Raw genomic sequence first — 19,746 nt, forward strand, 5'->3', positions numbered from 1 at the left:
GAGGTGCAACATGGCCTACTATACGACGTCCTATACCGAAAGCGACCTGGAGCAGGCCGCACTGGAGTGGTTCGAAGAACTGAACTACGAGAAAGCATACGGCCCGGATATTTCTCCGGAAGGCGAGTATCCCGAACGACAGTTTTACCATGACGTCATCCTGAAAGATCGGCTGCGCGAGGCTCTCATTCGCATCAACAAGCATGTGCCGCGAGAAGCGATTGAGGAAGCGATCCGGGTCATTGAAGTGCCGCGCAGTCCCAGCCTGCTGATCAATAACAAGGCGTTCCAGAAGATGATTACCGATGGGATCGACGTGCAGTATCAAGCCGCCAATGGCGAATATCCGACAGAGAAAGTATGGCTGTTCGACACCGACCCGGACCGGATCGACAACAACGACTTTCTGGTCGTCAACCAGTTTACCGTCGTTGAAAATCAGGGAGAGAAGCGCCCGGATATCGTCGTGTTCGTAAATGGATTGCCGATCGCCGTATTTGAATTGAAAAGCGCCTCCAACGAAGAAGTCGGGATCAGCGATGCCTATAATCAAGTGCAGACGTACAAAGGCGCGATACCGTCCCTGTTCACCTACAACTCGTTTCTGGTCATCAGCGACGGCGTGAATGCGCGGGTCGGCACATTGACAGCCAATGAAGACCGCTTTATGATGTGGCGCACGATCGACGGCGATGACGTGGCGCCCTCCTCCCTGCCCCAGCTTGAAGTGCTTGTGAAAGGAATGTTCGAGAAAAGCCGACTGCTTGATATTATCAAGCATTTCGTGCTGTTTCAGACCGATGGGGAGCATCTGTTCAAAATATTGGCGGGATACCACCAATACCACGCCACCAACAAGGCGATTGCAAGTACGGAAAGAGCGACGATGGATGATGGGGACCGCAAAATCGGCGTCATCTGGCATACGCAAGGCTCCGGCAAAAGCTTGTCCATGGTTTTCTACGCGGGAAAACTTGTCCTGACGCTGAACAACCCGACGATCGTCGTGGTGACGGACCGGAACGATCTGGACGATCAGTTGTTCAGCACGTTCAGCAAGTCGAAGGACTTGCTCAGGCAAACGCCTCAGCAAGCGGAAAATCGGACTCATTTGCGTGAGCTTTTGTCAGTGGAGTCGGGCGGGATCATTTTCACAACGGTCCACAAGTTCACCCCCGATGAAAATGAAGACAAGTATCCTGTACTTACGGAACGCCGCAATGTGATTGTGATTGCGGACGAGGCGCATCGCAGCCAGTACGGGTTTCAGGCGGATATGGTCGCCGGGGACGACGAAGCGGCCATTAAGTATGGCTATGCCAAGTATATGCGCGATGCGTTGCCGAACGCTTCTTATATTGGCTTTACCGGAACGCCGGTCGAACTGACAGACAAAAATACGCCTGCCGTTTTCGGTGACTACATCGATATTTACGATATGACCCGAGCCGTAGAAGACGGAACCACGGTCAGAATTTATTATGAAAGCCGCATTGCCCGCCTAGATTTGTCGGAGGCGGAGCTCCCGGTCATTGACAGCGAGTATGAGGATATTACGGAGTACCAGGAGTACACGCAGCGGGAGCGTCTGAAGTCGCGTTGGGCCAGGCTTGAAGCGTTGGCCGGTGCAGAGAAACGGGTCAGGAAAGTCGCGCAGGATGTCGTCGAACATTTCGAGCAACGGCAGAAAGCCGGCTTCGGCAAAGCGATGATTGTTGTGATGTCGCGGCGGATCGCCATCGATATGTACAGAGCGATTGTTGCACTCCGGCCGGATTGGCACAGCGATGATGATAACGAAGGCAAAATCAAAATCGTCATGACCGGAAGTTCCAGCGATCCGGAGGAGTGGCAACCGTTTATCGGCAACAAGCGGCGACGCGAACATCTCGCGAAGCGGATGAAAGATGTGAACGATCCGCTTCAGATCGTCATTGTCCGTGATATGTGGCTGACCGGTTTTGACGTGCCGAGCATGAATACGATGTACATCGACAAGCCGATGAAAGGCCATAATCTGATGCAGGCGATCGCCCGCGTGAATCGGGTATTCCGCGACAAGCCGGGCGGTCTGATCGTCGATTATATCGGAATTGCGGACTTGCTGAAATCGGCGCTTCAACAATATACGGAAAATGACCGAAAAACTGCTGGTATCGATACAGACCAAGCCGTTGACTTTATGCTGGAAAGGCTGCAGCTCATCCGCGAATTGCTTCATGGGTATGACTACAGTAAATTCGCTTCGGAGAAAGCAGCCGAACGGATGAAGGCCATTGTTGAGACGGTCGATTACGTACTTGGATTAGGTGAAGAGAGCAAGCGGAACTTCCTGAATTGGACGACGGAATTGGCAAGAGCCTTCTCGCTCTGCGCGACGACTCCCGCCGCGGAGGAAGTCAATGTCGAAATCAGTTTCTTCAAAGCGGTTAAATCTGGTATAATTAAGCTGATAACAGACGAAAACAAGAGAAAAACGACGAAAGAACTCGATGCCGAGTTGAATCAGCTCATTTCGAAATCGGTCGTATCCGATGAAGTCGTCGATATTCTGGAAGCCGTAGGCTTGCAGAAACCGAACATCGCGATACTATCGGACGAGTTTCTGGAACATGTGCGCGGGTTGAAGCAGAAAAATCTGGCTGTGGAACTTCTCCGCAGGCTGCTTCAGGGGAAAGTGAAGGCCGTTTCCCGAACCAGTATTGTGCAATCGAAGAAATTTTCCGAGATGCTGGAGGAAGCCATTCGGAAATACAACAATCGTACCATCGAAACGACACAGGTTATCGAAGAACTGATCCAGATGGCCAAAGAAATGAACGCAGCCGTCAAGCGCGGCGAAGATCTCGGTCTGGTCAAGGAAGAACTGGCTTTCTACGAAGCTTTAGCTTCGAACGAATCGGCCAAAGAACTGATGGGCGATCTGATGCTGAAGCAGATCGCACATGAACTGACCCAAGCGATCAAAAGCAACATCAAAGTCGACTGGACGCTTCGTGAGAATGTACGTGCTCAGATGCGAATTACCGTTAAGCGACTGCTGAAGAAATACGGTTACCCGCCGGATCTGGAGAAAATGGCCATTGATCTGGTGCTTCAGCAAGCCGAATTGATGGCGCAGGCGGAGACGGAAGAGTTTAAATATTAACGGACATCAAAGGCGTAGGACATCAAGTTTGACTGTTTCTACGCCATTTTTTTGAGAGGTGAGAATGTGTCGGGATGTTATCGGATATTAGCTATAGACGGCGGAGGTATTAAAGGTCTTTATTCTGCTGTAATTCTAGAAGAGATTGAAAAAGTATACGGACCTGTGTACCAGAATTTCAATCTCATATGCGGCACATCAACTGGGGGAATTATTGCACTTGCATTGGCATCTGGCATGCCAGCGTCAGACATTGTGAGATTCTATAAAGAAAAAGGACCTTCTATATTTCCATATCAAAATCCATTCTATCGAAAGATTCATTATTTTAAACAAATATTGATCAAATCAAAGTATTCGAGCAATCAACTAAAATTGGCGCTCGAAGAAGTATTCCAGGATAAAAAAATAGAAGATTGCAAGACAACTGTATTAATTCCAACAGTTAATGTTACCACAGGGTCACCTTATGTATTTAAATCAGACCACCAACCAACTTTAACAAGGGATAGTAAACGTCTCTTATCCGAAGTCGCACTTGCAACTACTGCTGCTCCCACTTACTTTCCGATTGTAGAGCTGCAAACAAAAGAGGGTCCGCAACAATTTGTTGATGGTGGACTCTGGGCCAATAACCCATCTTTATTGGGGATGCAAGAATATTTTACATACTACCTTAACAAGGGGTTTGATTCCTACTGTCTATTATCAATTTCATCTTTAAATGAGCACGCGAGATTTCCAGAGCCGCATAAGGTGTGGAAATCGAAATCGTTCAGTAGTTGGGGGAATAAGTTAATTTCCACTATGATCGATACACAGAGTTTCGCTGTCGACAATCACATGAAATTTATAACAAAATACTTACCGGGTCACTATGTTCGAATAACTAGTACAGAATTATCGGATCAAGAAAAAAAGTATATTGAGTTAGACCGTGCTTGTCCTACCGCAATCAGCATTATGCTTGATAAAGGTGTTCAAGCGAGTAAAAAATGGCTGTTTGAAGATTCGGTCAGAAAAATCTTTGAATATCATATTCAGGAGGACGAGAAGTATGTCAAATTGTCATGACTTGTTCATTAAATTTCATGATGATGAAATCTATCTTAAATCTGACAAAAAAGAAAGTTTACGAACATCCAGGAATGCGTTGCGGGATAAAATTAAGAAGTATTTTTCTGAAGAATTAGATGTGAAAAAGCCCAAGTTTTATGGCCAGGGCTCATACATGATGAATACTACGGTAACTCCTATTGATGGTGAATATGATATTGATGACGGTATATATTTGGAACACTTAAAGGACACGGATGAGGGCGATTGGCCTACCCCATCAACTGTTCATAGCTGGATTGTTAAGGCCACAAATGGCCATACCAGTGAGGATCCTGTAGATAAAAATACGTGTGTCAGGGTTATATATAAAGCAAATTACCACGTCGATTTACCGATTTACATCAAAAAAGACGACCAAAGTCCAAAACTCGCGCACAAATCTAAAGGATGGATAACCAGTGACCCCAAGGCATTAACCGATTGGTTTAAGGGGGAAGTTCAAACAAAAGGGGACCAATTAAAGAGACTGGTTCGGTATCTAAAAGCATGGAAGGATTATAAGGAGAACGATACCAAGTTTCCAAGTGGAATGATTCTGACAATACTTGCAGCCAATCATTTTGTAAGCGATTATCCGGATGAAGATGATGCAGCATTGGTAGCAACAGCAAAGGAAATTCATAATACACTTTCTGAATCATTTTCATTGGTTAGACCAGTAGTACCTGGCGAGGAACTCTTTGATAACTGGTCAGAAACGAGAAGAACAAATTTCCTGAACAAGCTTGAAGATCTTGTTAAAAAAGGTGGGGAAGCTTTAGAAAATCAGGATAAAACCGAGGCTTCAAAGAAGTGGAGAAAAATTTTCGGTTCACGATTCCCTGAATATCAACCACCCAAAGATGAGAATAAAGGGAGTAATTCTGCCATTCAAACCAATTCGGCAGCAGTTTTAGGTAACCATGGAAGATCTGCGTAAACTTGAGGAATATTATGATGGAGTGTTACAGCTAGTAACACTCCATCTTATAAATTCATACGGCGCTGTAGAAGAAACCGACAAGGAATTTAATGATCGAAATTATCCTAAAGCATTTAGGATTAAATTGAATGAAGAAAGTATAGAAATAATAATCGCGATCCCATATAATTATCCAGACTCTTTTCCGAAAGTAGTTATTCCCGAACCGTATTTCTCAGAGCTTTACCCAATTCCGCATTTAGATGCGGAACAAGTCCTATGCACATTTGATTCCGATCAAGCTCATCCAAATGCGGTTGACCCAATAGGTGTGATAAAAGAAATTATTCAAAAGGCTCAACAACTCATCTATACCGGGAAGAACAAACTAAATATTACGGAATACATGGATGAATTCGAAAGTTATTGGGGACAGGAATCGACTAATCAATATTTGTCACTTATTAAATTGACTGATGACCCCAAAATCATTGAAGCCATAAGCTTCCACCATCCTTCTTGGGGTAATCAACTATTGTTCGCCGATTCAAGAGTCGATGGGCAAAGATGGATACTGCAAGTTGGCGGGAAAATATATGATAAGCGGAAAAAGGCTCTCTACCTTCCATTACAATCTATTGGAATTCCACCATTTCCAAGGAACAACCGCGAACTATTGCAGAGACTCAGAAGCTTTTCTCGTGATTCGCTAAAGACACTCTTGAAATTCTTGGATAGAGATAATAGGCCTAGTACAATTGTTTTTTCCATCCCTTATGGTAGCAGCAAAGTTATTGGAGTATGGGAACATGGGGAGAATATTTTAATTTCTACCTCAGCATTTAAAGGCAAGAAGAAAAAGAAGACAGGATTGAAGGGGTTCAGGCCTGGCAGAAAAAATGCACTACTTGAATTGACGAGGGATTTCGGAGATCTTAAGTTATTGAAGCATACCATTAAAAGAGTTGATAAAGATTATTTATTTATTCGTGGCGGAGACGGAAATGTCGAGAGTGGGTTAAGAGTCGGAATAGTCGGATGTGGGTCAGTTGGAAGTCATATTGCACGTTCTTTAGCGGATATTGGTGTTGAAGAGTTTCTTTTTGTTGATAAGGATATATTAACTTTTGACAATATAGCTCGACATGTTTGCGGAGCAAGTGATGTTGGAAAGAAAAAAGTTGACGCTCTGCAAAAGATGATTACGTCACATTTTCCAAATTGTGAAGTCGCTTGCTACCCGGAAGATATATTAAAATTGCTTGTCAGTTATGAATCCATACTGAACAATTGTGATTTTTCAGTTGTCGCGGTAGGACATCTCCCCACAGAGTTTCGCATTAATAAACTAATTCAAGAGCGAATAATTGAAAAGCCTATATTATTCGTTTGGGTTGAACCTTATCTGGCGGGGGCGCATGCAGTTTGGGTCGACCCAACTAAAAATGGCTGTTTTCAATGTTTGTTTGATGAACAACACCGTTTCATTCAAAGCGTACTCTTTAATCCAGGTGAATTTACAAAAAGAGAAGCTGGTTGCCAAAGCACATTCGTTCCGTATGGCGCACTAGAATTAAAAAGATTCATTAACGATTTAATGCTTTTTCTTCGAGATGCTTTGTCTGGTAAAGTGCAGGAGAATACTATATTTACCTGGCTAGGTAACTTAAAGGAACAAAGACTAAACAAGAGAAAAATATCTTCAATGTGGGTTGCTGCGGACAGCTATTCCGTTCGCATTCGTACAATCAGGGAACGAACAAATTGCAAAGGTTGCTCGAACTAAATGGAATATATATTTGGAGATAAATTGGTAAAGTTTACGGATGAGGTTGTTGACATACTCAATTCGTATAGACAAGTCAAGAAAAAGCAACACGAAGCAGGCGGTATCCTTCTGGGCCGAATATTTGACGATCAAATTATTATACAACAAATTACGACTCCGGGTCCTGGTGATAAATCAGGACGGTATTTTTTTGAACGGAATGTAAAAAGAGCCCAGTGGTTCGTAGATTTAGCGTGGAGATCTTCTAATGGAGAGGTAATATACTTAGGCGAATGGCATACCCACCCTGAGCCTGTACCTAGACCATCTTCAGTTGATCGAAAATTAATAACTAACATGCTACGTGATTCCAAGATGAGCATAGATTTCCTCTTTTTGGTTATAGTTGGGACAGAAGAAAAGTATGTTGCTGTGCAATTTGTTGGAAGTGATACTTCGCTAAAACAACTAGAACAACGCATTTCAGTCTAATACTTTATTTTCACGCAAATTTTATAATAAATGATGGTTCCTTATTTCAGTCTAAAACTTATTTTTCAAAAGCTGACGAATTTCCAACTAAAAATCTGCGTCAAATCAACAACTCCAGTCTAAAACTTTATTTTCACTGAACAGTATTGTCCCAGGATAAAAAAGTCGTGAATCAGTAAAAGATGTCATGAACCAGTAAAAAAAGTTGTGAACCAGTAAAAGATGTCGTGAACCGAAATGCAAGATGAATGATTTTCAGCATCTAGAAGGGAGCCCGAAGGATTGATTCGTGGCTCCCTTTAAAAATGCTAAAAAACATTATACATACCACATGATTGGTGGTGAAAATGTTGAATGACATTGGCCATAAAATAAAATGTATCCGTAAAGAAAACAATTTAAATCAAGTTCAATTCGCAAAAAGCATAGGAATTTCTCAAGGGAACCTGAGCGAGATTGAGCTGGGAAATAGTAACCCATCTGCGGAAACATTAATATCTATTCGGTACACAATATAATGTGAACTTAAATTGGCTATTAACCGGTGTCGCTGCAGAAGATGGGACGACATATGAAGATGAATTCGAGAAAAGGTTAATTGAAGTTTTTAGAAATCTTGATGATTATGATAAGAATGAAATAATTGAGTTTATACAATTGAAAATAAATTTAAGATCAATGTAATTGTTCAATGAAAGTCAAGGAATTTGATAAGATTAAGATATTTGGACAATGTGAACTGCATGTGTCTAAATTTACTGTTTGGCCAACAATTATAATGGTTAGCTGTCTCCACATGAGGGTACTTTCATTTGTCATAGTCGCCGTATCCTTTTAAACAGTTAGGACCAATAGACAACTCTGTATACCTTGACCTTCCAAGTACGGAATTATTATAGGTTTTGATCAAAATCAAGTTTTTTAGATGGGTATAGAGGAATTTACTGTAATTTGTCGAAATGTTAGTGCAATAAGACTATGTTTCTGAGGTGAATTCCTTGATATTCGTTGCTGGTATACACGGCGTCGGAAAAACAAGCTGGTGCAATGAAAGGTCTGCTCATGCAGGTATAGCTTACTACTCAGCAAGTACGCTAATTGCCCAAGAAAGAAACGAATCTTTTACAACTGATAAGAGGGTAGATCAAGTTGAGGAAAACCAACTGTTGCTTCTATCCGCTGTGAGGCGTATCCGCGGTTCCCAGCGATTTTTATTAGACGGGCACTTTTGCCTTGTTAATAAAGGGAATGCAATTGAAAGGGTACCATACCAAACATTCGCAGATCTTAACCCATCTGGAGTAATCATTCTAAAGGATGATGTGAATTCCATTCACGATAGATTAGGTGCTAGAGATGCTCAGCATTATGACCTTTCATTTCTAGAGAAGTTTCAAAATGCAGAAATAGAATATGCTCAGTACGTGTCGGGAAAATTGCACTGCCCTGTTAGCATTATTACTCCGACCAATACGTTTGATTTGAGCAGCTTCGTAAGCGAATGTTACAAGGAGGAGACCCGATGAGCGGAATACTTGAGCGGAAGAAGTTTAGAGAGGTTAATCTAAACGACCCCTTTTTTGATTCTCTGAAATCCGATTATCGGGAATTTACAGCTTGGTTTGAACGGAAGGAAGATGATGAGGCATATCTGTATTACGAAAACGGGTTTGTACAAGGCTTTCTTTATTTTAAAGTCGAAACAGGACCCATTACAGATGTAGAACCCGCCATTTCCGGCAAGCGCCTTCTGAAGATAGGTACGCTCAAAATAAATCCACACGGTACGCGCTTAGGCGAACGCTTTATCAAAAAGGCCGTCGATTATGCAATTGTAATGGGTGTAGAACAATGTTACGTCACTGTATTTGAAAAACATAAGGCACTCGTAGATCTGTTTGAAAAGTATGGGTTTTCACGCCATGGAGTAAAGGTAACTGTAAACGGAACTGAGTTGGTGTTTGTAAAGTCTCTGACCACATTTACGGGCGAAATATTAACGGATTATCCTTTGATTTCGATAAAAGGCAATAACAAATACATACTTTCAATCTATCCTCAATATCATTCCGTCATGTTCCCAGACTCTATCTTAAGAAATGAGAACGTCAACATCCTGGAAGATGTCTCATACACGAACAGCATTCACAAGATATATGTAACCAGAATGAAAGTGTATCCTCTGGTAAGAGGAGATATATTGGTCATGTATCGAACCAAGGATGAAGGAAAAAAAGCAGAATACAGTTCTGTCGTCAGTTCTGTATGTGTAGTGGAAGAAGTCCGTTATCAAACCGAATTCGAAAATTTTGAAGCATTTTATTCTTATGCCACAAAATATAGTGTATTTGATCGAAATGATTTACAATATTGGTATAACCGCGGCGGGTGCTATACAATAAAAATGACATACAACGCAGCATTGAGCAAACGATTGATTCGTCAGAAGCTTATTGAGCAGATTGGGATTGACCGAAACATTTATTGGGGCTTCTTTCAAATCACGGATGAACAGTTTGTTCGTATACTAGAAGAAGGTGGAGTACTTGAAAGTATTGTTATCGATTAGACCTGAGTTTGTGGAGCAGATTGTAAATGGTAAGAAGCTTTTCGAATACCGGAAGAGGATTTTTAAGAAAGAGGTTGAGTCCGTCATCATTTACTGCACGAAGCCGGTAGGGATGATTGTCGGAGAATTTACATTTGATCATATTATATCTGATACTCCTCAGGCGCTATGGGATCGGACTCACAATGAATCAGGGATTTCTGAAAACTTTTTTATGCAATATTTTTCAGATAGGGAAACCGGATATGCGATTCAAATTAAGGAATATCAGGAATATGAAAAACCTATTCAACCGGAAGAGGTTTTTGGACATTTCGTAGCTCCGCAGTCGTATCGTTATGTTGCAGATGAGGAATGGAAGGAACTTCAATTAGTTTTGTAAGAAGAACAAGTGGCTTCAGTCGGAGATTTTTTTGGCTGGGGCTTTTATTTTTTGAATACTTATCGATAAATTAACGTGAAGAGTTAGCCTCCGCTACCGTAATGGAAACGTTATGCAAATTATCTTGAATTGATCCGAATTTTCTTAAGCGAAAACCATTCAAACAATTAAAGGGCGGCAATTTCAAATAGTAATGAATATTTCGGCGCGGTTAATCTATCAGAGCCAATATGTTAATGAGATAGAGCCACCGTGTTAGTGCAAAGAGCCCCCCCCCGAACGGCGGAGTGGTGGTTCCTGTAATGGGCTTACGAGGGCTATGCCCAGCGGTGAGGATAACGCCAGCATTTATGAGGAAAGGGACTGTTGTTTATACATACATGTAAGCGCACAACTTAAATTTTACGCCATTGATTTGTGCCTTTGCGGTCTTTTCCAACGGATTCAATTCCTAAATCGACACGTTGCTCAAAAGCCCATCTCCCGAAGAGTGATGGTGTATTAGGCAATGCGTCGCGTATATAAAAGACATCGCCAGAATTGAGATTGCTAATGTATGCCTTTACCTCAACCCACTTCTGTTCGTAGTTGTGTTGGGGAAAAAGCAGATTACGACTATAAGCGCTAACTGATGGGAATCCTGCTGCTTTCGACCGACTTTCAATGTCCGCAAATTCTGTGTCTGTAATTTTTATACGAAGTTCCATAATGCTAATAACCTCCTTAAGTGACGGGGGAATATCCCCTTCACCTGCAATTTACATTATAAATTTTTGGATGTCAACATTTCGGAAACGGTGTTTCGTGAACATTGGCAACTTGAAGTAATGCTGCTCAGTCGTACCTAGTCTCGGTGACGTCCCACGATGAATTTACATCCCATTGTCGAGGCACATTCTTTCATTCTAGAGAAAGAACATAGCCGGTGGCTTTCACGATTAACAACGTGGCTCTATTTCATTAACAGGGTGGCTCTCGCTCATTAATTCAATGGCACTTTGGCTTACTGAAATATTCAGTGAAGTATTCATAGATAACATTACCTTATCAACTACATAACCAAATTACTACCAAAAGGGCAGTAGGTTCGTTGATCGCTTCGTTGAATAAAGTTGGTTATTTGGATGCAATGGATGCAGCCGCAATTGAATTTGAGCAACTTCTTGAACAATTGTCTTTTAAAGAGGCAGGGGATATCTGTAATAGCGTTGGGAAACGTAAAAAAATTCAATATAGAACGAAGGATGAGTAGCGTGTGCATTAACACGATCGCTACTCATCCTTTTTGGTATGCTGCAAACGGCGCATTTTTTGGGGATTTTTTGGGTATGAGGTAGGATATTCTCATCCGAGGTCGAATTTTTATAGTAAACATGTAGTTGGTTGTACATAAAGCTGAATAGATAAATTGAATTCATAGGAGTAGATATCAAATTATTGTTGTTACCAAAATCAAAAGTAGTTGGGCTGTGATTGGTTAGCTCTGGAGCATCTAAATAGTGATGAATACGGCATGGGTGCCGAGTAATTTGATTTTGAAAATCTGCTAGTGGATGTACGGGAAAACGATATTCTGCAACAATAATAAAGTAAGTGTTTATGCAAAATTTTCCATTTTGAGAAGGGGGAGTTTTGAAGTTGTATATTTCCAAAATTAATATAGAGAATTATCGAAACTTTAAAGGAAATAATAATATTGTAGAGTTTAACGAAGGAGTTAATGTAATCATTGGCCATAATAATTCTGGAAAATCTAATGCACTAAGAGCCCTTGATTTAGTCCTAAACGTTGGATCATCCAAAAGATTATCAATCGATGATTTCAATAAAGAAGTAACTATCCAAGAGTTAAAGAAAAAGTCGCCTAAAGTTTCAATTACCGTTACTTTTTCTGAATCAAAAAATGAAGATGAGTTTTCTGAAGATTTAGTAACTGTATCTACGTGGTTGACTGAACTCAAAAGTCCCTATCAAGCGCAATTGACTTATGTTTTCTACCTGCCTGAAAAAGAAGAAGCGGAGTATAAGAGAGTATTAGCAAACATCCAATCTGATGATATTGAGCAGTACTGGCTGGCGATTAAACATAATTTTTTGAGAAAATATAAGAGTAATATCTATGGAGGGAACCCGGATTATAAACAAGTTGCTGATTCAGAGAATTTGCGGAAAATTGATTTTCAATTTTTAGATGCTATAAGAGACGTTGAACGCGATCTGTTTACGGGTAGGAACACCTTATTAAGAGAAGTCATTGATTTCTTTATGGATTATGAAATAAAGAATGACAGTACTAAAGATAAGCCACAGCAGCAAGAAGAGATAGAACAATTAAAAAGAGAGTTTTCTGTTCGAGCATCTGAGTTAATTAATAGTTTGCAATTAAGAATGGAGCAGGGGAAGAGCGAGATGCTTAGTTACGCCAATAGTACCGGCGCTTCATTTGGTAATGCAGAACCAGACTTTGATGGTCATATTATGGATACAGAATTGTATTCTGCTCTTAGATTAATTGTTAAATATCAAACAGGTATCTCTATTCCAGCTACTCATAATGGACTAGGATACAACAATTTAATATTTATGTCTTTACTACTAGCAAAAATGCAGAAAGATGCTTCTGGTGATTATCTTGGAAGCAACGCTAAGATTTTTCCTATATTAGTAATCGAGGAGCCTGAGGCACATCTACATCCTGCTATGCAATATAAGTTTTTAAAATTTATAAGAGACAATATTAAAGAAAAGGCTCGACAAGTGTTTGTCACCACACATTCACCAAGCATTACAGCCGCAGTTAGTCTAGATGAAATCATCTGTTTTCATCGTAAAGAAGATAATAAGTTAAACGTTGGTTATTTAGGCAAAGCTTTTGGTAAAGATCTTACATCTAAAGCTTACGTACAGCGGTTTTTAGATTCTACTAAATGCGATATGTTGTTTGCTAAGGGCATAATTCTTGTTGAGGGAATCACTGAGCAATTAAATATGTCACTATTCGCACAATATGAAGGATATGATCTAGAAAGTAATCACATATCGGTAATAAATATTGGTGGGAGATATTTTGAGCATTTTCTTAAACTCTTTGATTCTAATAATGAATATACTATCCACAAAAAAGTTGCTTGTATTACAGATCTTGATCCTGTTAGAAAAGAAAATGTAAAGGATGCACATTTTGAAAAATGCTATCCGTATGAACTAGATCAAGAAAAGACTAAATATACCTATAAGTCATGTTCAAACGAGCTAGTTGGAAAATACCCATTTGACCGCCAAAAGCATGAACCAAGAAAAAACATTTTGTGCTTTTCTCAAGAGTTAGGAAAAGGTAAAACTTTTGAATATGCACTTGCATACAACAATCCTGATTGTAAGTTAATACTTACCGAATCAATTTCTAATTTGAAGGAGTTAACAGATATAATGGATTGTTATAAACAAGGTAAACCATTAGATCAGTTGCTCAAGTTAATGGGAACGCAAGGGAAAGAAAATCCCCGAATTGCTGCTAACATTAAAAAGTACACTGGTTCAGATAATAGAGAGCACTTAATTGCATCAAGATATTTAAACTCCATTAAAAAAGGTGAGAATGCTTACGAATTAGCAGCAGCTTTAGAAGACAATCTCGGAAAGAAAAATAATACCAACTTTAAAGTGCCAACTTATATTAAGGATGCGATAGTATGGGTATGCAGTTAGTCAAATCCGATTCTAAAATTGATATCGAAAAACATTTTAAGATTACTGCTGGACCAGGTGCCGGTAAAACAAAGTTCTTAATAAATCATCTAAAGAATGTTCTTCATAATTCAACTCGCCTAGGTCGTAGTCGGAAAATCGCTTGTATAACTTATACAAATGTAGGAGTTGAGACTATTGTACAAAGACTTGGTGACGATGTTGATTATGTAGAGGTTAGTACAATACATAGTTTTCTCTTCACACATATTGTTAAGCCATATCTGCACTTAATTAGTGGTAAATACGAGATTAACCATTTGAAAGTAGATTCTCCCTATGAGCATATTTTCTCAAATGGTTATTTTAGAAAAACTGATTTGAGTATGAAAAATATACAAGAGCAAGAAATGAAGAAGATATTCTGGTTTATTGAAGGTGACTCATGCAAATTACATATACGAGACAGAAAGAGTGACTTCCATAAGAGTTTGCTCAAATATAAAAAAATGTTTTGGGAAAAAGGAATCATACATTACGAAGATGTACTGGCTTTTGCTTGGGAGATTTTAAATTCATCAACAGAAACACTTCGTATAATACGTTCAAAATTCCCGTATTTTTTTATTGATGAATTTCAAGATACTAATCCGATCCAAGCTAAAATTGTTAAACTAATAGCTGAAAAAGAAATAGTTGTGGGAGTTATTGGAGATAAAGCTCAATCCATTTATGAGTTTCAAGGTGCTGATGTCAAGCAATTCGATAATTTTACATTGCCGGAAATGGTACTTTATAAAATGGAAGATAACCATCGTAGTACTGAGAGCATAATTAACTTATTAAATGGAATCAGAAAAGATATTATTCAAAGAAGCCCAGATAAAATAGTCGGAAACTCTCCGTGTATTATCGTAGGTGACCCCTTGAGAGCTCTAAAGTATGTGCAAGAGGTTCTAGATAATGAGGAGGTTACTACCCTTTCATATTCTAATCTAATGGCTAATTCGGTTAGAAATAACAAGGATTATAAAGATGAACAAAAATGGATGTTAATTGATGAAGCATTTGTGGATTCCAATCCTGATCGAAGAAAGGTATTAATCTCGGTTATCAAGAGTATTGAGTATGCAAGACTGAATCATTATAAGGATGCGATAAAGGAACTCAGTAGACATGTGAGATTGACAGATGACCATAATGGTCAAAAGACCGCATTAATACTTATTAAGATGCTGCTAAACGAATATAGTGACTTTAGCGATAAATCACTATGGACAATTTATTGTAAATTAAATGAAACAGGTTTCTTTAATATACCAAAGATACGGGAAAGTAAAGGGGACAAAGCTCCGTCATTAATTGAAGAGTATTATAAAAATACGATTTACTCCAGTATTGCTCTGCATGTAAAGATAACTGAAGATGATAGCCTACATCGTACAATTCATAAAGCCAAGGGCAGTGAGTTTAATAATGTGATGGTAATTGTGAAGGGCAAAGACGGTCACAAGTACAATGAAGAGCGAGATTTAAGCTTTCTATTAAAGCCAGATATAGATGGTAATGAAGATCATCGAGTAAATTATGTAGCTTGTAGTAGGGCGAAGAAGAATTTATACATTTGTGTTCCAGGGATATCTGAAAAAGCCAAGAATGTTTTGTCTAAGATGTGTTTAATACATTATATCCAATAAGTGGCATATTAAAGTGTTCAGTTATTTAGAAACGCACATTATTTAATTCGATTAGGTGAAATCTATCTAGAAAAATAAACTAAATTTACCGCAAAGTTATCGCCACTGAATTTTAGATGTTGTAAAAAAATTCTTTTAAGGGGAGCTGTATATGGCATTTAAATCAAATTATCAGGGCGGAGCTTCCATTGAAAGTCCGGAAGCATTGTTACTGGACTTACGAAATCGGAAAGTTGAAGGAATTTTATCTCATCAAGCCGATGTGCTACGGGTCTACCAAAATAAACTTAAATCCTCTGATGTAGCCATGGAACTGCCAACAGGAAGCGGGAAGACTTTAATTGGTTTGTTGGTTGGGCATATCGGCGGCGTATGTTAAATGAACGAGTTGTTTATTTATGCCCGACCAATCAATTGGTTAATCAAGTGGTAGAAGAAGCAAAGAATAAATACGATATTCACCCAATAGCCTTCACAGGTTCGAATAAAAATTATAACCCTCTAGATAAGGCGGCTTATCGTGATGCGGAGGCGATTGCAGTAACCAATTATAGTAGTTTATTTAACTCAGGCCCTTTTTTTAATAACCCTAACTTTATCATTCTAGATGATGCGCACGCAGCTGAAAACTGGTGATTTTTGCTTAGCGGCATAAGATTACACTGAAACCGACGGTAAGAACCCAATTTCTTTGCATAAGGTACGGCAAGTCAACGATCATCCGAGCTGGATTACAAGGATGGTTCCACACCTATCGAAAAACATTAATTTTGTTAGGGTCATTATTTCACCATCAACTTCTGTCGAGAGAGCAGCTGTGACAATATCTAGGGATGTAGCCTATTGGAACCAAGGGTATTTTCTTAACTGGGCTCATGAATCCATAGCTGTAATTCGAAGGTTGCGCCTTGATTATCCGGGAGTTGGTGATGAGCTATGGCGTGTGAAAGCGATAACCGCTTATCGTGAGTATGGAATGGATCCGATGTCCATTAAAGATTTTCTGCAGAAATCACCACTTTCTAGTCTTCAATCTTTCTGATTGCAAGACAAATTGCAAATCTGGACTAGATTCATTTTAATGCAGCATAACTTAGAGGTTACCCATATTAGGGTGGTCTCTTCTTCTTTTTTATTTAATCATGCATAAAAAAGCGATTGGACTGGATTAAAAGTGGTTTGAGGTTCACTAACAAATTAATAACTACACTATTCAGTTCTTACAGGCGCTGGATTCTAATAAATGCAGAGGTATCAATGAAGTCTTAAAGTCCATGCTTCTTAAATGGCAGGTTGTTACCAAGCCCAATTCTAATGACAGCATTAATAATTCTTCATTGTAAAGAGAATATGATATTGACAAAAGCAAATTAAAGCTTGGAGGTAATGATATGGATAAAACTTATTCAGACTTAATCAAAATATATACCAATATATCAAAAGAAAACTGGATACCCCTTATTAATATAAAAAAAGATAAAAAATCTGATGGGGTTGATGATATTTTTTTAATGTCAGCTCTAATTGAGAACAATCAAGAAGTGTTATCAAAATATTTAGAAGAACCGTCCTGGGGTTTCTCAACTGATACGTTTGGACATAGTACTTTTTATAAACAAGGTGATGAAATCTATTATGTTGCCGGAGATATAGTTGATGAACTGGAGTATATAGTTACATATAGAACCTTCAATAAATACGAACCTGTCATAGAAATTAACCCTAAACTTATATGGTATGGGAATTTGTTGTTGAGAGGTAATGAGTATATTAATCCTGATAATGATCAGCCTCATATAAAAGTTTCCAAAGATAGTGTATTAGTTGAGAGAAAATATTTGAGAGATTTCTTAGCTGCTAACAATAAAGTTCTAGCTATTTGCTTTGATAATAGAAGATATTATAACGAAGAGTCACAGGTGAAGTATACTTCTAAAAGTTATCAAGATACCACATACAATATAGCGCTGGTTCTTAATACCGCAGAGTATACAGAAAATAATGCTATGAGTTACCTTTTAGGGAAAACGCTTTTGAGTCCTATCAGCGAGCCATTACACGAGCATTACAAATATTTTTTTGAGAAAGATAAGTATGAGGATTTCATTATAGGTGTTGATGATAATGAGCAGCCTATTCTTTTCACTTGCGATGAAAATAAATTAGCTAATTATTTTGGTGTAAATCTAGGTGCTCCTCATTTTTTAACTCCTGTGTATTTCAGAAGAGAAGTATTAAATAGATACACTAATAATCCCGATGATTATGCAGTAGATGATGGGAACATTTCATATTTAAATAAATGGTCGATTCCATTTACTATAAATAATGAAGGCTATGTAATAGTGTGGTTGGGGGATTTAGGTAGAATACCGAATTCAGAACAAAAATATTGGAAACTCTTTAATGAAAAACCTGAGGGTAAAATCGAAGAAAAATTCTTCAAACGCCAAATGTTAGCAGAATTTACAGATGCTATACTTCCTGAGCGAGAAATATTTCATTTAATAAATAATATCAATGCAATTATGGAATCGAAATACGGACTAAAGTTATTCTCTGACTTAGGGGATGCAGATAAAAAACTAGAAAGTGCTTTTAGTTTGCCTACTAATAACTCTGTTACTGTATTTCAAAACTTTTTAATGCAATTAAATAAAATAACTGTGGAAAGAATTAATACTAACCTAATAAAACAAAATATTCCTGCTGAAGAACTAAAGGATGAATCCGGAAACTCTTTAGGATCTAGAGTCCAATTAAACCTTTTTTTAAAGAAATTAAATATTAAAGTTGCAGAAAAACTGGATGATTCTTTTAAGCTTTCATATAATTCACGAAATAAATTAGCTGGTCATAAGGGATCTATTAAAGAGTACAATAAAGTTTGGAAACGAGATGCTGAGTTTAAACCTAACTTTATTTCAGACAGTAAGCTCCTATTAACTGGTATTAATATTGCATTGAATGATATGATTGAGGAACTTCAAGACGATGCAGATTAACACTAAATTATCAAATTATTTGAATCCGTATGCATATAGAAGCTATACGAGCCTTATAAGAAAATCATCTAATATTGAAAGACATTTGATTATTATTAACGAAACATTAATTAATTTGCATAATAATATCCCTTTAGTTTCTCCAACAGATAGTGATTTATTAGTTTCAGCTCTTAGTGATTTCTGCGAAAATATATATTCAAGTATGGACTATTTATCGCAAGTTATTAGACAAGAATTCAAAAAAATCCGTAGAGGTATAGAACTTTCAGATGGATTTAATAGCATGCTTAGTGAGGTAAAGAAAGAGAAGAAAGAAATCTATAAAGATGAGGTGATAAAAAACTTAATTTTACCTGCTGCTTTCTGGTATGAGGGCATTCACATGATTCGAACTGAAGAAACACATTATGGAATGGGACAAGTGGTTTTTGATGAAGGTATTTTTAAATATCAAAATCAGAATAGACGTGGTGAGCCGTCAACATTAACCTTTGAATTTCAAAATGCTACTAACATTTTTGAAGCCTTCACGTTATATATAAAGCATGTTGAAAACCAGTTAATAATTTTAAATAAAGGACTCGAATCCCACGGTAAAAATGACTTAACACATTTGGAAGAAGGTTTCCAACTTTCTTTACATGGTAATAACTAGTGGTTCCAGACTTTTTATTTTTCGTCTTTATCATGTGCTGCGCCAAACATAGTAAAACCAACAAATTCGGTTCACGACTTTTTTATCACCTAACAGGTATAGCCCACTGATAAAAAACTGTGGAACCAGTAAAAAATGAGTGCAACTGCACACGTAAATAATTTAAAAGTATCTAGAGGGTGGTCCCGATAAGGAATATCGAGGACTGCCCTCATTTTTATGTGGCAATAATACGCTGCATAGTTATATGCGGATTCTATTAATGCCAAAGGCAATACATGCTCTCAAACAAAATGACATTCATACGGCTCTTCGGAAAA

The 19,746-nt window shown here is 38.5% G+C and carries 17 protein-coding genes; 16 read left to right on the top strand and 1 reads right to left on the bottom strand.

Annotation, left to right across the window (positions count from 1 at the left end; all coding sequences use genetic code 11):
- Nucleotides 1-10: 10 nt before the first annotated feature.
- The 9 genes from V3851_RS16315 (at nt 11) to V3851_RS16345 (ending at nt 10,379) form a co-directional block, all read left to right on the top strand.
- Nucleotides 11-3,148, top strand: coding sequence for a type I restriction endonuclease subunit R (locus tag V3851_RS16315; protein WP_331847614.1), 3,138 nt, complete (start codon nt 11-13; stop codon nt 3,146-3,148).
- Between the two features lie 66 nt (nt 3,149-3,214).
- Nucleotides 3,215-4,222, top strand: a complete 1,008-nt coding sequence (locus tag V3851_RS16320; protein WP_331847615.1) for a CBASS cGAMP-activated phospholipase — start codon at nt 3,215-3,217, stop codon at nt 4,220-4,222.
- A complete protein-coding gene (locus V3851_RS16325) occupies nt 4,206-5,186 on the top strand; it encodes a CBASS cGAMP synthase (protein ID WP_331847616.1) in 981 nt (326 codons plus the stop codon). Before V3851_RS16320 ends, V3851_RS16325 begins: the two co-directional genes overlap by 17 nt.
- Entirely contained in the window at nt 5,170-6,954 is a 1,785-nt protein-coding gene (locus tag V3851_RS16330) for a ThiF family adenylyltransferase (protein WP_230192084.1), read from the top strand. Before V3851_RS16325 ends, V3851_RS16330 begins: the two co-directional genes overlap by 17 nt.
- Nucleotides 6,955-7,428 carry a Mov34/MPN/PAD-1 family protein gene (locus V3851_RS16335; protein WP_010274523.1) on the top strand — a complete coding sequence of 158 codons (474 nt, stop codon included), beginning with the start codon at nt 6,955-6,957 and terminating at the stop codon, nt 7,426-7,428.
- 347 nt (nt 7,429-7,775) lie between these two features.
- The gene (locus V3851_RS26990; protein WP_414859329.1) at nt 7,776-7,946 is read left to right on the top strand and encodes a helix-turn-helix domain-containing protein; all 171 of its coding nucleotides are present in this window, start codon (nt 7,776-7,778) and stop codon (nt 7,944-7,946) included.
- A 471-nt stretch (nt 7,947-8,417) separates the two neighbouring features.
- Complete coding sequence (locus V3851_RS26995; RefSeq protein WP_414859330.1) at nt 8,418-8,954, top strand: ATP-binding protein; 537 nt, start codon at nt 8,418-8,420, stop codon at nt 8,952-8,954.
- Nucleotides 8,951-9,997, top strand: a complete 1,047-nt coding sequence (locus tag V3851_RS16340; RefSeq protein ID WP_331847617.1) for a GNAT family protein — start codon at nt 8,951-8,953, stop codon at nt 9,995-9,997. The genes V3851_RS26995 and V3851_RS16340 overlap by 4 nt, the downstream gene beginning before the upstream one ends.
- Nucleotides 9,966-10,379 (top strand): ASCH domain-containing protein, encoded by a 414-nt coding sequence (locus tag V3851_RS16345; protein ID WP_331847618.1) that lies wholly within the window; start codon nt 9,966-9,968, stop codon nt 10,377-10,379. The genes V3851_RS16340 and V3851_RS16345 overlap by 32 nt, the downstream gene beginning before the upstream one ends.
- A 395-nt stretch (nt 10,380-10,774) precedes the next feature.
- Here V3851_RS16345 and V3851_RS16350 read toward each other — a convergent pair whose 3' ends face one another.
- Nucleotides 10,775-11,086 (bottom strand): hypothetical protein, encoded by a 312-nt coding sequence (locus V3851_RS16350; protein ID WP_331847619.1) that lies wholly within the window; start codon nt 11,084-11,086, stop codon nt 10,775-10,777.
- Nucleotides 11,087-11,469: 383 nt separating this feature from the next.
- On the opposite strand from V3851_RS16350, the gene V3851_RS16355 reads away from it, so the two are divergent.
- The 7 genes from V3851_RS16355 to V3851_RS16385 all read left to right on the top strand — a co-directional run bounded on the left by V3851_RS16355 (nt 11,470) and on the right by V3851_RS16385 (nt 19,426).
- The gene (locus V3851_RS16355; protein ID WP_331847620.1) at nt 11,470-11,631 is read left to right on the top strand and encodes a hypothetical protein; all 162 of its coding nucleotides are present in this window, start codon (nt 11,470-11,472) and stop codon (nt 11,629-11,631) included.
- A 386-nt stretch (nt 11,632-12,017) separates the two neighbouring features.
- A complete protein-coding gene (locus V3851_RS16360) occupies nt 12,018-14,087 on the top strand; it encodes an ATP-dependent nuclease (RefSeq protein ID WP_331847621.1) in 2,070 nt (689 codons plus the stop codon).
- Nucleotides 14,072-15,763 carry an ATP-dependent helicase gene (locus V3851_RS16365; protein ID WP_331847622.1) on the top strand — a complete coding sequence of 564 codons (1,692 nt, stop codon included), beginning with the start codon at nt 14,072-14,074 and terminating at the stop codon, nt 15,761-15,763. The genes V3851_RS16360 and V3851_RS16365 overlap by 16 nt, the downstream gene beginning before the upstream one ends.
- 151 nt (nt 15,764-15,914) lie before the next feature.
- Entirely contained in the window at nt 15,915-16,142 is a 228-nt protein-coding gene (locus tag V3851_RS16370; protein ID WP_331847623.1) for a hypothetical protein, read from the top strand.
- Nucleotides 16,136-16,399, top strand: coding sequence for a DEAD/DEAH box helicase (locus V3851_RS16375; protein WP_331847624.1), 264 nt, complete (start codon nt 16,136-16,138; stop codon nt 16,397-16,399). Before V3851_RS16370 ends, V3851_RS16375 begins: the two co-directional genes overlap by 7 nt.
- A 755-nt stretch (nt 16,400-17,154) precedes the next feature.
- Nucleotides 17,155-18,768, top strand: coding sequence for a hypothetical protein (locus tag V3851_RS16380; RefSeq protein ID WP_331847625.1), 1,614 nt, complete (start codon nt 17,155-17,157; stop codon nt 18,766-18,768).
- Nucleotides 18,758-19,426, top strand: coding sequence for a hypothetical protein (locus V3851_RS16385; RefSeq protein WP_331847626.1), 669 nt, complete (start codon nt 18,758-18,760; stop codon nt 19,424-19,426). Before V3851_RS16380 ends, V3851_RS16385 begins: the two co-directional genes overlap by 11 nt.
- The last annotated feature ends 320 nt before the right edge of the window (nt 19,427-19,746 follow it).

It is taken from the genome of Paenibacillus haidiansis (genome assembly GCF_036553665.1).
Lineage (GTDB): Bacteria > Bacillota > Bacilli > Paenibacillales > Paenibacillaceae > Fontibacillus > Fontibacillus haidiansis.

Excerpts from the sequence above, each read along its gene's own strand:
- V3851_RS16315 (WP_331847614.1), top strand. The coding sequence starts at position 11 with ATGGCCTACTATACGACGTCCTATACCGAAAGCGACCTGGAGCAGGCC.
- V3851_RS16325 (WP_331847616.1), top strand. The coding sequence starts at position 4,206 with ATGTCAAATTGTCATGACTTGTTCATTAAATTTCATGATGATGAAATC.
- V3851_RS16330 (WP_230192084.1), top strand. The coding sequence starts at position 5,170 with ATGGAAGATCTGCGTAAACTTGAGGAATATTATGATGGAGTGTTACAG.
- V3851_RS16335 (WP_010274523.1), top strand. The coding sequence starts at position 6,955 with ATGGAATATATATTTGGAGATAAATTGGTAAAGTTTACGGATGAGGTT.
- V3851_RS26990 (WP_414859329.1), top strand. The coding sequence starts at position 7,776 with ATGTTGAATGACATTGGCCATAAAATAAAATGTATCCGTAAAGAAAAC.
- V3851_RS16340 (WP_331847617.1), top strand. The coding sequence starts at position 8,951 with ATGAGCGGAATACTTGAGCGGAAGAAGTTTAGAGAGGTTAATCTAAAC.
- V3851_RS16350 (WP_331847619.1), bottom strand. The coding sequence starts at position 11,086 with ATGGAACTTCGTATAAAAATTACAGACACAGAATTTGCGGACATTGAA.
- V3851_RS16365 (WP_331847622.1), top strand. The coding sequence starts at position 14,072 with ATGGGTATGCAGTTAGTCAAATCCGATTCTAAAATTGATATCGAAAAA.
- V3851_RS16370 (WP_331847623.1), top strand. The coding sequence starts at position 15,915 with ATGGCATTTAAATCAAATTATCAGGGCGGAGCTTCCATTGAAAGTCCG.
- V3851_RS16375 (WP_331847624.1), top strand. The coding sequence starts at position 16,136 with ATGTTAAATGAACGAGTTGTTTATTTATGCCCGACCAATCAATTGGTT.
- V3851_RS16380 (WP_331847625.1), top strand. The coding sequence starts at position 17,155 with ATGGATAAAACTTATTCAGACTTAATCAAAATATATACCAATATATCA.
- V3851_RS16385 (WP_331847626.1), top strand. The coding sequence starts at position 18,758 with ATGCAGATTAACACTAAATTATCAAATTATTTGAATCCGTATGCATAT.